Annotated in this window: 13 protein-coding genes; 6 read left to right on the forward strand and 7 right to left on the reverse strand. The window is 62.4% G+C overall.

The window, feature by feature from the left end:
• The first annotated feature begins 234 nt into the window (after positions 1–234).
• Entirely contained in the window at positions 235–2,088 is a 1,854-nt protein-coding gene (locus tag EN990_RS02105; RefSeq protein WP_024505753.1) for an AsmA family protein, read from the forward strand.
• 18 nt (positions 2,089–2,106) lie between these two features.
• Here EN990_RS02105 and EN990_RS02110 read toward each other — a convergent pair whose 3' ends face one another.
• The 6 genes from EN990_RS02110 to EN990_RS02135 form a co-directional block, all read right to left on the reverse strand.
• Positions 2,107–2,925, reverse strand: coding sequence for an ABC transporter permease subunit (locus tag EN990_RS02110; RefSeq protein WP_127388235.1), 819 nt, complete (start codon positions 2,923–2,925; stop codon positions 2,107–2,109).
• A 4-nt stretch (positions 2,926–2,929) separates the two neighbouring features.
• Positions 2,930–3,904, reverse strand: coding sequence for an ABC transporter permease subunit (locus EN990_RS02115; RefSeq protein WP_063170075.1), 975 nt, complete (start codon positions 3,902–3,904; stop codon positions 2,930–2,932).
• Between the two features lie 9 nt (positions 3,905–3,913).
• On the reverse strand, positions 3,914–5,053 hold the full coding sequence (locus EN990_RS02120; protein WP_013530249.1) for an ABC transporter ATP-binding protein: 1,140 nt from the start codon (positions 5,051–5,053) through the stop codon (positions 3,914–3,916).
• Positions 5,054–5,137: 84 nt separating this feature from the next.
• The gene (locus tag EN990_RS02125; RefSeq protein ID WP_013530248.1) at positions 5,138–6,235 is read right to left on the reverse strand and encodes a polyamine ABC transporter substrate-binding protein; all 1,098 of its coding nucleotides are present in this window, start codon (positions 6,233–6,235) and stop codon (positions 5,138–5,140) included.
• Positions 6,236–6,575: 340 nt separating this feature from the next.
• On the reverse strand, positions 6,576–7,526 hold the full coding sequence (locus EN990_RS02130) for a DMT family transporter (protein ID WP_127365728.1): 951 nt from the start codon (positions 7,524–7,526) through the stop codon (positions 6,576–6,578).
• A gap of 150 nt (positions 7,527–7,676) precedes the next feature.
• Positions 7,677–9,119 carry an XRE family transcriptional regulator gene (locus EN990_RS02135; RefSeq protein WP_013530246.1) on the reverse strand — a complete coding sequence of 481 codons (1,443 nt, stop codon included), beginning with the start codon at positions 9,117–9,119 and terminating at the stop codon, positions 7,677–7,679.
• A 228-nt stretch (positions 9,120–9,347) separates the two neighbouring features.
• On the opposite strand from EN990_RS02135, the gene aceA reads away from it, so the two are divergent.
• The 3 genes from aceA (at position 9,348) to EN990_RS02150 (ending at position 11,621) form a co-directional block, all read left to right on the forward strand.
• Positions 9,348–10,637: an isocitrate lyase gene (aceA, locus tag EN990_RS02140; protein WP_024505756.1), complete on the forward strand. Its 1,290-nt coding sequence runs from the start codon at positions 9,348–9,350 to the stop codon at positions 10,635–10,637.
• Between the two features lie 58 nt (positions 10,638–10,695).
• Complete coding sequence (locus tag EN990_RS02145) at positions 10,696–10,938, forward strand: hypothetical protein (RefSeq protein ID WP_006202762.1); 243 nt, start codon at positions 10,696–10,698, stop codon at positions 10,936–10,938.
• A gap of 278 nt (positions 10,939–11,216) precedes the next feature.
• Complete coding sequence (locus EN990_RS02150) at positions 11,217–11,621, forward strand: response regulator (RefSeq protein WP_244506851.1); 405 nt, start codon at positions 11,217–11,219, stop codon at positions 11,619–11,621.
• A gap of 83 nt (positions 11,622–11,704) precedes the next feature.
• Here the strand turns inward: EN990_RS02150 and EN990_RS02155 are convergent, their stop codons facing one another.
• On the reverse strand, positions 11,705–12,418 hold the full coding sequence (locus EN990_RS02155) for an HAD family hydrolase (RefSeq protein WP_063170071.1): 714 nt from the start codon (positions 12,416–12,418) through the stop codon (positions 11,705–11,707).
• 145 nt (positions 12,419–12,563) lie between these two features.
• Between EN990_RS02155 and EN990_RS02160 the strand changes: the two genes are divergently transcribed.
• Both EN990_RS02160 and EN990_RS02165 read left to right on the forward strand, forming a co-directional pair.
• A complete protein-coding gene (locus EN990_RS02160; RefSeq protein ID WP_027035719.1) occupies positions 12,564–14,000 on the forward strand; it encodes a glutamine synthetase family protein in 1,437 nt (478 codons plus the stop codon).
• Positions 14,001–14,047: 47 nt separating this feature from the next.
• A complete protein-coding gene (locus EN990_RS02165) occupies positions 14,048–14,416 on the forward strand; it encodes a four helix bundle protein (RefSeq protein ID WP_064994597.1) in 369 nt (122 codons plus the stop codon).
• Positions 14,417–14,448: the final 32 nt, after the last annotated feature.

The following is a 14,448-nucleotide window of genomic DNA, read 5'->3' on the forward strand; positions in this document are numbered from 1 at the left end:
CAGCGCAGCAGAGCAAGATTTTGTTCGGCTGATGCGACCAGATGTGCGCAAATGCCATCGCCGGGCCATAAAGACTTGAAATGCCTCAGCCCTAAGTCGTAGTGACAACTTGAAGTCGTAGTGACGGCCGGAAGTCCTGGTCACGACCGGGGTCGTGGTGACGACCGGGGCCGTGGTGACACCTGGGGTTACACCCGTCGCGCGATTTGTCGGAATGGAAGCATACGGGGCCATATGCCATCATCTATGATCCGGCGCGGAATATGGGCGATCGGCGCTGCCGTGATCGTCGTCGCGCTGGTCGTTGCCGCCCTGCCGCTGATTGCCTCCACCCGTATCGTGCGCGACCGCATCGCCTGGGAAATGAGTGCGTGGAGCGGCTTCCGTGTCGCCATCGACGGTTCGCCGCGTATCGAGGTCTGGCCGACATTCCGCGCCATCCTGACCGATGTGACGCTGTCACAATGGACCGACACCGAGGCGCCGCCGGTGGTCGAGGCAGAACGGGTCGAGGTCGACCTTTCCGCCATGGCGGCCTTGCGCGGCGACGTGGTGTTTTCGACGGCGCGGCTGGTGCGGCCGACGATCCGGGTCCAGCGCACGCCTGCCGGCCTTTTCCTGCCCGCTGTCCCGACCGGCGGGCGCATCACGCGCTCCATCGACACGGCGCGCGGCCTGGTCAACGCCGACCCCGCCAAACCGGACCTCGACAAGCTGCCTACCGACACCTTCGGCACGGTCGAGTTTCGCGACGGCCGCATGGTAGCCTCCATCGGCGGCAAGGACGTCGAGATCCTGAGCAGCTTGAACGGTCAGGCAAATTGGGCGGCGATGAACAGCAATGCGACGCTGTCGGCAACCGGCATCTGGCGGGGCGAAAGCGTCGCGCTGGACGTCGCCTCGGCCAAACCGCTTGTGCTGTTTGCCGGCGGCACGGCGCCGCTGACACTGTCCTTCAAGGCGGCGCCCGCCACCTTCTCGTTCGACGGCACGGCCAGCATGTCTGAAAATACCTATTTCGACGGTCAAGCGAAGTTCTCGGCGCCCTCGCTGCGGCGTGTCCTGGAATGGTCGCAGGCCGGCATCGCTCCGGGTGCGGCGATCGGCTCGGTCAGCATTTCGAGCAAGATCACCGCGACCGGCGGGCGCGTCAAGTTCGACAACACGGCGATTGCACTCGACAACAATCCGGGGATGGGTGCGCTGGACCTCTCGCTTGGTGAAGCACAACCGGTGATCTCCGGCACGCTCGCCTTCGACACGCTCGACCTCAGATCGTTTCTGTCGGCCTTCACCCCGCTGGTGCCGACCGGAGGGGCGGGGCCTGGCGAAATCGACACAAGTTTCGCCGACAAGATCAATCTCGATCTCAGGCTGTCGGCGGCGCACGCCACGGCGGGGCCGATCCAGCTCGCCGACGTCGCCGCCACGGCCCAGGTCAAGGATGGTCTGTCCGTCTTCGACATCTCCGATGCCTCGGCCTTCGGCGGCAACATCCAGACCAGCCTTCGCTTCGATCGCAAGCCGGAAGGCTCGCAGGTCGAAATCCGCCTTCTGGCGTCCGACATCGACGGCGGTGCTTTCGGCACGGCGGCAGGGATGACGCGGCTGGTGCCGGTCGGCACGGGCACCGTCTCGGTGATCCTCAAGGGGCCGGGCAGAACCTGGGATTCCATCTTCGACAATGCCGACGGCTCGGTCTCGGCGACCTTCGGGCCGGGTGCGTTGAGCAAGCTCAACCTGCCGGCCTTCCTCAAACATACCGAACAGGGCGGCTTCTTCGCGCTCGACGATGTCTCCGACGCAACATTGCCGATCGACGGTGCCGAGATCAAGGCCACCATTTCGAAGGGCGTGGCGCGAATCGACAAGGCCGAGGCCAATTCAGCGAAGTACAAGATCTGGCTGTCCGGCATCGCGTCCTACGCCGGGCGCGGACTGGCCTTGTCCGGCGGCGTCATTCAGCCTGACCAGGCGGCAACGCAGGCCAACGGCCAGCAAGGCCCCAACCAGTCGTCGTTCTTCGTCGGCGGAACCTGGAGCACGCCGTTCATTTCCCCGATCAGCCGCGGCGTTTCCGGGGAATAAGGGGTCGCGTTTTCATCTTCAACCGCGCTGCGCGGCCTGCTCGTCGAGCTGGCGCTGCACCTCACGCCGCTTGTTGGCAAGCGAGGCGATGATGACGCCGATCGCCACGACGGCGATCAGGATGGTGCAGGCGGCGTTGATTTCCGGCGTCACGCCGAGGCGAACCTGGCTGTAGATCTTCATCGGCAGCGTCGTCGCGCCCGGCCCGGAGGTGAAGCTGGCAATGACCAGATCGTCGAGCGAAAGGGTGAAAGCCAGCATCCAGCCGGAGACGATCGCCGGCATGATGACCGGCAATGTGATCTGGAAGAAGGTCTCCACCGGCGTTGCGCCAAGATCCATCGCGGCTTCTTCCAGCGAGCGGTCGAAAGTCATGAGCCGCGACTGCACGACCACGGCGACGAAGCACATGGTCAGCGTGATGTGGGCGAGCGTCACGGTGAGGAAGCCGCGGTCGAGCCCGACGGCGACGAAGAGCAGCAGCAGCGACAGGCCGGTGATGACTTCCGGCATGACCAGCGGCGCAAAGACCATGCCGGAAAACAGCACCCTGCCCTTGAAGCGCGTGTAGCGGGTCAAGGTGAGTGCCGCCAGGGTGCCCAGCACCGTCGCAACCGTGGCCGAGATCAGGCCAACACGCGCCGTCACCCAGGTCGCGTCCATGAGACCCTGGTTGTGGAATAGCGAGACGTACCATTTGGTCGAGAAACCGCCCCAGACCGTGACCAGTTTCGATTCGTTGAACGAGAAGACGATGAGCAGCACGATCGGCAGGTAGAGAAAGGCAAAGCCAAGCACGATCGAGGTGATGTTGAAGCGGCTCCAGGTGGCGTTCATGAGGTCACCTGTCCATTTCCTGAGCGCGCGCCTGAGCCCGCTGGAAGAGCATGATCGGCACGATCAGCAGCAACAGCAGGATGACGGCCACGGCCGACGATACCGGCCAGTCGCGATTGGCGAAGAACTCGTTCCACAACGTCTTGCCGATCATCAGCGTCTGCGATCCGCCGAGCAGATCGGGAATGACGAATTCGCCGACGGCCGGAATGAACACCAGCAGACAACCGGCGATGACGCCGGGCAGCGACAGCGGGAAGGTGATTTTCCAGAACGCACTGGTCGGCGGGCAACCGAGATCCTTGGCCGCCTCGATCAGCGAATAGTCCATCTTCTCGAGCGCGGAATAGAGCGGCAGCACCATGAACGGCAGGTAGGAATAGACGATGCCGATGAAAATCGCCGTATAGGTGTTGAGGATGATCAGCGGCTGGTGGATGATGCCGGTGGCGAGCAGCAGCTGATTGAGCAGCCCTTCGGGCTTGAGAATGCCGATCCAGGCGTAGACGCGGATCAGGAACGAGGTCCAGAACGGCAGGATGACCAGCATCAGCAAGGTCGGGCGGATCGTCGCCGGCGCGCGCGCCATGCCGTAGGCGATGGGGTAGCCGACGAGCAATGTCAGGACCGTCGAGACCGCGGCGATGATGACGCTGGTCACATAGGCGTTGAAGTAGAGCGCGTCCTGCGTCAGCCAGGTGTAGTTGTCGAGGCTGAGCTGTTTCAGCTGAGCCAGGAACCCTGAGATACCGCCGCTGAAATCGAGCGCCGGCGTATAGGGCGGAATGGCGATCGCCGTCTGCGACAGCGAGATCTTGAAGACGATGACGAACGGAATGAGGAAGAAGAACAGCAGCCAGACATACGGGATGATGATGACCAGTCGGCCAACGAAGGCAGCACCCAGCCTGGCAAGGATGGATCTGCCGGCATTGGATGCCGGAGAGGCTGATGCTGTGGTGACGGCGGCGCTCGACATGGTCGCCCCCTACCGCGTCAGCACGACGCCGGCGTCGGGCCGGAAGGAAACCCAGGCGCGGTCGTTCCAGCTCAACGGATCCTCGGTGATGCGGGCCGCGTTCATGGTGCTGGCGCGCACCACCTGGCCGTCGTCCAGCCTGACATGATAGACGGTCATGTCGCCGAGATAGGCGATGTCGTAGACCTCGCCCTCGATGGCGTTGACGGCCTCGGCCGGCTTCTTCGACGACACCTTGATCTTTTCGGGCCTGATGGCGAAGGTGACGGCCGTCCCAGCCCCGGCGGTGCCGGCATTGTCGGTGCGGATGGTGATGCCGTTGCCGGCGTCTATGCTGGCGCTGCCCGCCTCGCCACGCGCGATCTTGCCCTCGAACATATTCACGTTGCCGACGAAGCCAGCGACGAAACGCGATCCCGGCGCCTCGTAAACTTCGGCCGGCGTTGCCACCTGCATCACCTCGCCCTTGTCGATGATGGCGATGCGATCGGCCATGGTCATCGCCTCTTCCTGGTCGTGGGTGACGACGACGAAGGTCAGGCCGAGATTCTGCTGCAGGTCCATCAGTTCGAACTGCGTCTCTTCGCGCAGCTTCTTGTCCAACGCGCCGAGCGGCTCGTCGAGCAGCAGCACCTTCGGCCGCTTGGCGACCGAGCGGGCGAGCGCGACGCGCTGGCGCTGGCCGCCGGACAGTTGATGCGGCTTGCGCTTGGCGAACTGCTCGAGCTTGACCAGCTTCAGCATCTCGGCAACGCGCGATGCGATTTCGGGCTTCGGCATGCCGTCCTGCTTGAGGCCGAAGGCGATGTTATTCTCGACCGTCATATGCGGGAACAGCGCATAGGACTGGAACATCATGTTGACAGGCCGCCGGTAGGGCGGGATGCCGCGCAGATCCTGGCCATCGAGCAGAATGCGGCCGGCTGTCGGCTCCTCGAAGCCGGCGAGCATTCTGAGCAGCGTCGACTTTCCGCAACCGGAAGCACCGAGCAGCGCGAAGAACTCGCGCTCGAAGATGGTCAGAGACAGATTGTTGACGGCGGTGAAGTCACCGAACTTCTTGGTGACGTTGTCGAACTGGATGTACGGCTTGGCGTTCGGGTCGTTCCACGGTGCAAAATCCCTGCGGATGCTGCCAAGCGATTTCATGTCCCACTCCGTCCTGATTTTCTTGCTTCTTGCCCCAGGTAAAAACGGTCCCGGCAGGTGGCTGCCGGGACCGTGTCGGATTGCTTACTGGCCGGTGACGATCTTGGTCCAGGTGCGCGTGATGACGCGCTGGGTCTTGGGATCGTATGGCGAGACGGTGTAGAGCTTTTTTATGGTCTCGGCATCGGGATAAACCGAGGGATCCTCCAACAGTGCCTTGTCGACGAATTGCTGCGAAGCCTTGTTGCCGTTTGCGTAGAGCACGTAGTTCGACGACTTGGCGATAACTTCCGGCTTCATCATGTAGTTGATGAACTCGAGCGCCTCTGCGACATGCGGCGCGTCGGCAGGGATCGCCATCTGGTCGAACCACATCTGCGCACCCTCCTTCGGCACGGAATAGCCGATCTCGACGCCCTGCTTGGCCTCGACCGCGCGGTTGCGGGCCTGGAACACGTCACCCGACCAGCCGACGGCCAGGCAGATATCGCCGTTGGCGAGCGCGTTGATGTATTCGGAGGAATGGAACTTCCTGATATAAGGTCGGACCTTGAGCAAGGTCTCCTCGGCCTTGGCGATATCGTCGGGCGATGTGCTGTTCGGGTCGAGGCCGAGATATTTCAGTGCAGCCGGAATGATGTCGGCCGGCGAGTCCAGCACGTAGACGCCGCAGTCCTTCAGTTTGGCCAGGCTGTCGGGATTGAAGAAGACATCCCAGCTGTCGATCTTGTCGGTGCCGAGCGCCGCCTGCACCTTCTTGATGTTGTAGCCGATGCCAACCGTGCCCCACATGTAGTTGACCGAGTATTCGTTGCCGGGGTCGTACTTGGCAGTGCGTTCCGAAACCGTATCCCACATGTTGGAGATGTTGGGCAGCTTCGACTTGTCGAGCTTCTGGAACACGCCGGCCTGGATCTGGCGCGCAAGGAAATTGCCGCTGGGCACGACGACGTCATAGCCGCTGCCGCCGGCAAGCAGCTTGGTCTCAAGGATTTCGTTGGAATCGAAGGTATCATAGACGACCTTGATGCCGGTTTCCTTGGTGAAATCGTCGATGATCGAACTGTCGATGTAGTCCGACCAGTTGAAGACGTTGACGACACGATCTTCGGCGTGACCGCCGACGGTGAAAAATGTCAGGAATGCCGACGTTGCCGAAAGCCAGAGCGCTTTGCGGATCATGCTATTCTCCTTTGATGAGTGTTCCTTCACCGGCTCGTCGCGACATCAGCGCGACCGGCATTTTCTTCAGACTATTGAGCTTTCCAAGGGGCGACAAGCGCGAACTGCCGAGACCATGCAGGCGGTTGGATGCGATGGTTGGATGCCCCTGAGGCGGCCTGGGAGGCGTGCCAATACCGTCAGAGGCTTTCGCCATGGCGCGGGCAGAGATACGACGATATGGTCCGGTCCCGATCGGACCGGCTGGGAGACTTGGCAAGATACGCCTGTCTTGTTGTTGCCGTATTCCCAGCCTGCCCGTGCCGCAGCGACGTTGTCAATGGCAAAGCTGCAGGCCGCTTCAATTAGGTGACGGCACCCCGGTGACCCCTGCGCGTTCGGGCCTTGCCTGGCGCTTGAATTCGAGCCCGATATGGACGAGCAGCGCCGTGACCACAACCGCGCCGCCGATGATGGTGCGCCCCGACGGCACCTCGGAATGAATGAGCCAGACCCATATCGGGCCGAGGATCGGCTCGAACGTGCCGAGCAGCGCCGCGATGGCCGCCGGGATCAGTCGCGCGCCGGTGGCGAAGAAGGCCAGGCCGAGGCCGAGATTGACCACGCCGAAGGCAAACAGAAAGCCCATGTCACTGCCAGATACGGCGAGGGTCGATGCCTGCGAGACGGCAAAGCCGGCCGCGAGCATGGTGCCGAGGCACGTCGCCGGCGTCATGCGCACGCCGGAGAACCGCCGGGTGATGACGGTGGCGACCGAAAACATGACCGCGATCAACAGCGCCAGCCCATCGCCCATGGGCGAGACGGCGCCATCGAGCGATTCCGACACCATGATGGCGACGCCGGTGATGACGGCGGCGATTGCCACCCAGGTCGCGACACCAACCCTTTCGCGAAACAATGCCCAAGCAAACAGCGCCGCCAGCAACGGCACGCCTGCCTGCATCAAAAGGATGTTAGCGACGGTGGTGTAGGCGAGCGCCACGACGAAGGCGGTCGATGCCGTGGCAAAGCAGATCCCGACGGCAAGGCCGGGCAACCCCATGTCGCGGAACAGCTTCAGCATGCCACGCCAGCCGTCACGCCAAACCATGAAGCAGACCAGGAAGGCGGCTGCCCACACGGATCGCCAGAAAATGACCGTCCAGCTGTCACCGACAGTGATGAAGCGGGCGATGGCGCCGCCGAAACTCCACATCAGCGCCGACAGGAAGACCAAAAGCATGCCGACGCGCTCCTCGCGCGGCGAGACGGCTGGCGATGCGACGATCGGCGATGCGGTATCGATCATGGCTGCCACTGTCGGGCTCTTGTGGACGGGACGATGCGCAAGGGACGACAAAAAGATGCTCTGTTGGCGTAACGCAAAGGCGCAGGCCGGAACTGAGCCAGCGGCCGCCGACAATTGTGGCACCTTCCTCCATTTCAGAAGAACACGGCGTCACTGAAAATCGAAAGCACTCAGGCCCGTCACCATCTCGTCGAGGCCGAGCGGGCGCGTCACCGGCGGTTCTGCCCGCGCCAGGCAGCCGACGCGTTCGCAAAGCCGGCAAGCAGGCCCGACCGGTGTCGCCGCGACGGTGCCGGCCTTTGCGGTGATTGCCGCACCGGGCAATGCCGCGCCATAGACGATATCGTCACGAAAGCCGATGTCGCAACCGAGCAGCAGCGCGGTGCGGCGCGGGCGTTCCGAGAATGCGCCTTGCGGCCCTTCCAGCGTGCGGGCGATGCACAGGAACTCGGCGCCGTCGGGCATTTCCACTGCCTCGACGAAGACCTGGCCGGGCTGGGTGAAGGCGACATGCACGGGCAGCTTGGGACAGCCGCCGCCAAAGCGGCTTTGAGGAAAGCCCTGGCTGCCGGCCTTGCGGAAGCGGTTGCCGGCATTGTCGACCTCCAGCATGAAAAACGGCACGCCCGAGGCACCCTGCCGCTGCAGCATGGTCAGCCGGTTGGCCGCCTGTTCGAAGGAGACCCCGAAGCGCGAACGCAGGACATCGATGTCATAGCGGGCGCGCACGGCAGCCGCGTGAAAGGCCTGATAGGGCATCATCAGCGCATGCGCCGCATAACGGCCAAGTTCGAAGCGGGCCAGGCGGCGCGCCTCGTCGGTGCTCAGCTTGAGCGCCTGGATCTCGCCGGCGACCGCGACCGTCATGCGGATCAGGCAGGCCTCCATCGCGACTTCGCGCAACTGGTCGAACGGCGACAGGCGTTCGGACAGGAACAGGCGCTGCGAATGACGATCATAACGGCGGCGCCAGTTCGGCATGGTCGCGACCGGCAGCACCTTGACCACGATGCCATATTCGCGCTTCAGCCAGGCCTTCAGCGCGCCGAACAGATCGTCGCCGGGATCGAGCACCGAGGTGAACGCCGCGGCCTCCTCCTCGAGGGCAGCGAAATGGTTCGGCCGGCGCTCGAAAATCTCGTGCACCTCGTCGATCGGCAGGCGGGCGCCGGAAAGCGCCGTCGCCCGACCCTCGCGTGCCAGCAATTCGTTGAGGTCGGACAGGCGCTCGGCCTGCTCGCGATAGGCGCGGAACAGCTTTATCACGGCCGCGGACGCATTGGGCGCCGCCTCGGCAAGCTCGATCAGTTCCTGATCACCCGGCAACTCGCCGACCAGCAGGGGGTCGGTGAACACTTCCTTCAAGGCAGCGACAGATCCCCTCGCCTCGCCCTGCAGCTCGTGTGGATCGACCTTGTAGACGGAGGCCAGCCTGAGGATCAGCTGCACCGTCAGCGGCCGCTGGTTGCGCTCGATCAGATTGAGGTAGGACGGCGAAATGCCGAGACCCTCGGCCATCGCCGTCTGGGTCAGGCCCTTGGCGTTGCGAATGCGGCGGATGCGCGGCCCGGCGAAGATCTTCTGGTCAGCCATGGACTGTCCTTTACAGCAATTTACACGAATTCCTGGGCACGGGCCTTTTACAATAATGACAAATTTACAACGCACTTCTGTCAAACGCAACACAGGTTTTCTCTTATATCCTCTCAGTTTACCTGATTTTTGTGGCTGATTTCGCGCAGAAATGTAAATCCAGTCATACCCAACTACCCTCAAATGATTGACGCCTTGACACAGATCAGCAATTCCTCGGAGTGACCAATGACTGATTTTTACAACCTCGTCCCATCGGCGCCGGAAGGTCGCTTCGACGGTATCGAACGACCCTACTCGGCGGCGGATGTGAAGCGTCTGCGCGGTTCGGTGCAGATCCGCCAGAGCCTTGCCGAAATGGGCGCCAATCGGCTGTGGAAGCTCATCCACGAGGAGGACTTCGTCAACGCGCTCGGCGCCATGTCCGGCAATCAGGCGATGCAGCAGGTGCGCGCCGGGCTGAAGGCGATCTACCTGTCGGGCTGGCAGGTTGCCGCCGACGCCAACACGGCTGGCGCGATGTATCCGGATCAGTCGCTCTACCCGGCCAATGCGGCGCCTGAACTGGTCAAGCGCATCAACCGGACGCTGCAGCGCGCCGACCAGATCGAGACCTCCGAAGGCAATGGGCTTTCGGTCGAAACCTGGTTCGCGCCGATCGTTGCCGACGCCGAAGCTGGCTTCGGCGGGCCGCTCAACGCCTTCGAAATCATGAAGGCCTTCATCGAGGCGGGCGCCGCCGGCGTCCACTATGAGGACCAGTTGGCGTCGGAAAAGAAATGCGGCCATCTCGGCGGCAAGGTGCTGATCCCGACTGCGGCGCACATTCGCAACCTCAACGCCGCGCGCCTGGCGGCGGACGTGATGGGCACGCCGACCCTGGTCGTCGCGCGCACCGATGCGGAAGCCGCCAAGCTGCTCACCTCCGACATCGACGAGCGCGACCAGCCTTTCGTCGACTACGACGCCGGGCGCACGGTTGAAGGTTTCTATCATGTCAGGAACGGCATCGAGCCCTGCATTGCCCGCGCCATCGCCTATGCGCCTTACGCGGATCTGATCTGGTGCGAGACCTCGAAACCCGACCTGGCGCAGGCCAGGAAATTCGCCGACGGCGTGCGCAAGCACCATCCCGACAAGCTGCTCGCCTACAATTGCTCGCCGTCGTTCAACTGGAAGAAGAACCTCGACGACGCGACGATTGCCAAGTTCCAGAAGGAGCTCGGCGCCATGGGCTACAAGTTCCAGTTCATCACGCTCGCCGGCTTTCACCAGCTCAACTACGGCATGTTCGAATTGGCGCGCGGCTACAAGGCGCGGCAGATGGCGGCCTATTCCGAGTTGCAGGAAGCGGAGTTCGCGGCCGAGGCCGATGGCTACACCGCGACCAAGCATCAGCGCGAGGTCGGCACCGGCTATTTCGACGCCGTGTCGATGGCGATCACCGGCGGCCAGTCGTCGACCACCGCCATGCATGAATCGACGGAGCACGCGCAGTTCAAACCGGCCGCCGAATAGCGAACAGAAAAACTCAGAGGAAACGCCCGACAGGGCTTGGGACACAAGGAGAAAACCAATGGCATCGATAAGCCGCGTCAAGGAACGCGCCGAGGAACAGTCGACAACGATGAGCGTCGACCAGCAGGCGACGATCCGCATGCTGGCCAACGACCTGCACCGCCTCAACCAGTCGGTTATGAAGGCGGTCGAGGCGGGCGTCTCGGTGGAACTCGTGCGCTCGGCACGACATCACGGCGGCGACGGCAACTGGGGCGATCTGCTGATCCCGGTGATCGTCACGCAGCAGAGCCACGGCTGACTGAAATTCATGCAACCGACCCTTCACCTGCGCAGCCCCTGCGCAGGTGAATTTTCTTTTTATGAAATGCACGTGTGGACAGTCGAGTACAGTAGCGTTGCTTGAAATTCACTGTCCCGGCGATGATTTCGGGCACTTTTATTTCAACTTGACATAGGCTGCGATCTCACGCCAATTGCGCTCCGGATTCAACTCTGCATTGAAATAGGGGCGAGCTTCTTGGCTGACTTGTGTGCCCGGTGAATCGCGAAGGCGAGACTCCAAGACATCCGAATCTGGTGACCCGCGGCTCAACCGCCGAGGCGATCCGTGATCCGTCGCAGGTGCTTGTCGTCGGCAGGTCGCCAATCAATCGCGTGGTGATTTCAAAGATCGTCGAGCGATCCGGGCTCAAGCCGATTTCGGAATCTCCCGACACGGCGGCAAGGATCTTGCGGTCGCTCATTCCCGGCGCGGTTGTCCTTGACGGCGGCGCCGACAACAAGGACTGCGACAATCTGATGTCCAGCATCGACGCGTTGCGCCGCGCCTCGGGCAAATCGCTGCCACCGGTAATCCTGCTGTCAACCAAGAATGGCACCACGGAAAGCCTGGGCCTGTCTGGTGTCATCGACGTGGTGATCGCCAAGCCGATCACGCCCGAACGGTTGCAACCGGTGATCGATCGCCTGATCGGCCGCTGAGGCAATTGCGGGAAAGTGTATAGCGGTTTTTCCGTCCGGAATCGAAACCAGGTAAGGCCGGGCGACCACGGATCGCCCGGCGATCAGGGATCGATGATGCTTTCGATCAGTCCGGGCAGTTGTCCGAGATCGGATATCTGGCGGAACCTCGATTCGGTTACCGGCGCTTCGACATGCTCCAGCACCCAGGTCAGTTCATGCGGCACATGAACACCCCACCCGCCGGCCTCGATGGCCGGCACCACATCCGACTTCAGCGAGTTGCCGACCATCATGCTTTTCGCCGGACCATCGCCGTGGCGGTTGAAGAGCCTGCTATAGGTGGCGGCATTCTTGTCGCTGACGATCTCGACCGCGTCGAACAGATCGCCAAGGCCTGAGCCAGCCAGCTTGCGCTCCTGGTCGAAGAGGTCGCCCTTGGTGATCAGCACGAGGCGGAATGCGCCGGCAAGCTTTTCGACCGTCTCGCGGGCGTGCGGCAAGGCCTCGATCGGATGGCTCAGCATCTCGCGGCCGGCATCGAGAATCTCCGCTATGACCGAGCCCGGCACGCGGCCTTGCGTGACCTCGATCGCCGTCTCGATCATCGACAGGGTAAATCCCTTGATGCCGAAGCCATAGACAGCGAGGTTGCGCCTTTCGGCCTCCAGCAATCGTGCCGAGATGTGCTCCGCTTCGCCATGGTCGACGAGCATGGCGGCAAAGCGCTTTTCCGTCAGCCGGAAGAACTGCTCGTTCTGCCACAACGTGTCGTCGGCGTCGAAGCCGATCGTCGTCAGTTTGTCATTGCGCCGCATTGAACGCCTCGATTGGAATTGGGACGGCCGAAACTAAGCCGATTGGCGTGATTTTCAACCGCACCGGGCAATGCCCGACGCGGCTCCCCTTCCCTTCCATAGGAGGGCACGGCTATACTCCACAATCCGCAACCCAATCTGGTGAATGATGCCGCCTGCAAAAAAGGAAGTCCGTCCGTCGAGCCGCGGAGGACGCGCCCGCACGCCTGCCTTCGTGAAAAACCAACGAGGCGTCAAGAACTGGAAGGAAGTCAGCGCCTGGCTGGAATGGCGCGGCATCGAGGACATCGAGTGCATCACGCCCGATCAGGCAGGCGTCGCGCGTGGCAAGATGATGCCATCGAAGAAATTCACCTCCAACACCTCGCTGGCGCTGCCGTCGGCAGTCTTCATGACGACGATATCCGGCGGCTACCCCGAGGATGGCAACGGCTTCCACTACCCCGAAGACGACGGCGACCTCAAACTGATGCCCGACCTGTCGACGCTGACGGTGGTGCCCTGGGAAGAAGACCCGACGGCCGCGGTCATCTGCGACCTCGTCCACCAAGACGGACGCTCGGTCGAGTTCACGCCGCGCAACGTGTTGAAGCGTGTGGTGGCCGCCTATGACAAGCTCGGCCTGAAGCCAGTGGTGGCGCCCGAGATCGAGTTCTACCTGGTGCGCAAGAATCCCGACCCGGACTATCCGCTGACCCCGCCGGTTGGCCGGTCGGGACGCGCGATCGGCGGCGGCGCCGGCTATTCGATCGCCGGCGTCAACGAATTCGACGAACTGATCGACGACATCTATCATTTCTCCGAAAGCCAGGGCCTGGAGATCGATACGCTGATCCACGAGGAAGGTGCCGGCCAGTTGGAGATCAATCTACGCCATGGCGACCCGATCGAACTGGCCGACCAGGTGTTCATGTTCAAGCGCACCATTCGCGAGGCGGCGCTGAAGCACGAGATCTACGCCACCTTCATGGCCAAGCCGATCCAGGGGCAACCCGGCTCCGCCATGCACATCCATCAGTCGATCATCGACAAGAAGACCGGACAGAACATCTTTTCGGCCGCTGACGGCTCGGAAACCGACGATTTTTTCCACTTTATCGGCGGCATGCAGAAGCATGTGCCGAACGCGCTGGTGATGTTCGCGCCCTATGTCAATTCCTACCGCCGGCTGACACAGGCGGCGTCGGCGCCGGTCAACAACAAATGGGGCTATGACAACCGCACCACGGCGTTTCGCGTGCCACGTTCGGATCCGGCGGCACGGCGCGTCGAAAACCGCATCCCGTCCTCCGATGCCAACCCCTATCTGGCGCTGGCGGCATCGCTTGCCTGCGGGCTGATCGGCATCACCAACAAGATCAAGGCCGAGCCCCCGGTCCTGACAACGGCCAATGCCGACGAGATCGACCTGCCGCGCGGCCTGCTCGAAGCCGTCGACCTGTTCGAGGGCGACGAGGAACTCTGCGCTCATCTGGGCAAGTCGTTCGCCGCGACCTATGCGGCGATCAAGCGCGCGGAATTCGAGACCTTCATGGAAGTGATCAGTCCGTGGGAGCGGGAGTATTTGTTACTGAATGTGTAGGGGAGCAGGGGAGTAGGGCAGTAGGGCAGTAGGGCAGTAGGGCAAGGATGACGGCCAAGATTGAATCGTACAGGGATTTAATTGTCTGGCAGCAAGCTATGGATCTGGCGGTATCGATCTACGAAACAACCAGAGCTTGGCCAAGGGATGAGCTCTACGGCCTGACGACTCAGGTACGCCGTGCAGCCACCTCCGTTCCCGCCAACATTGCCGAAGGTTACGGGCGAGAAAGCCGAGCTTCCTATCAGCAATTTCTCAGGATCGCCCAGGGATCACTCAAGGAACTGGAGACCCATCTGCTGATCGCGCAACGCGTCGGAATCGCCTCGCACGAGACGATCGAATCATTGATGGCCCGCAGTGAGAGCGTCGGAACGCTCTTGCGGCTTCTGATCCGTAAATTGTCCCCAGAATAGTCCCCACCTACTGCCCTACTGCCCTACTGCCC

This window comes from Mesorhizobium sp. M7A.F.Ca.US.005.03.1.1 (genome assembly GCF_003997975.1).
In the GTDB taxonomy this organism is placed as follows: domain Bacteria; phylum Pseudomonadota; class Alphaproteobacteria; order Rhizobiales; family Rhizobiaceae; genus Mesorhizobium; species Mesorhizobium ciceri.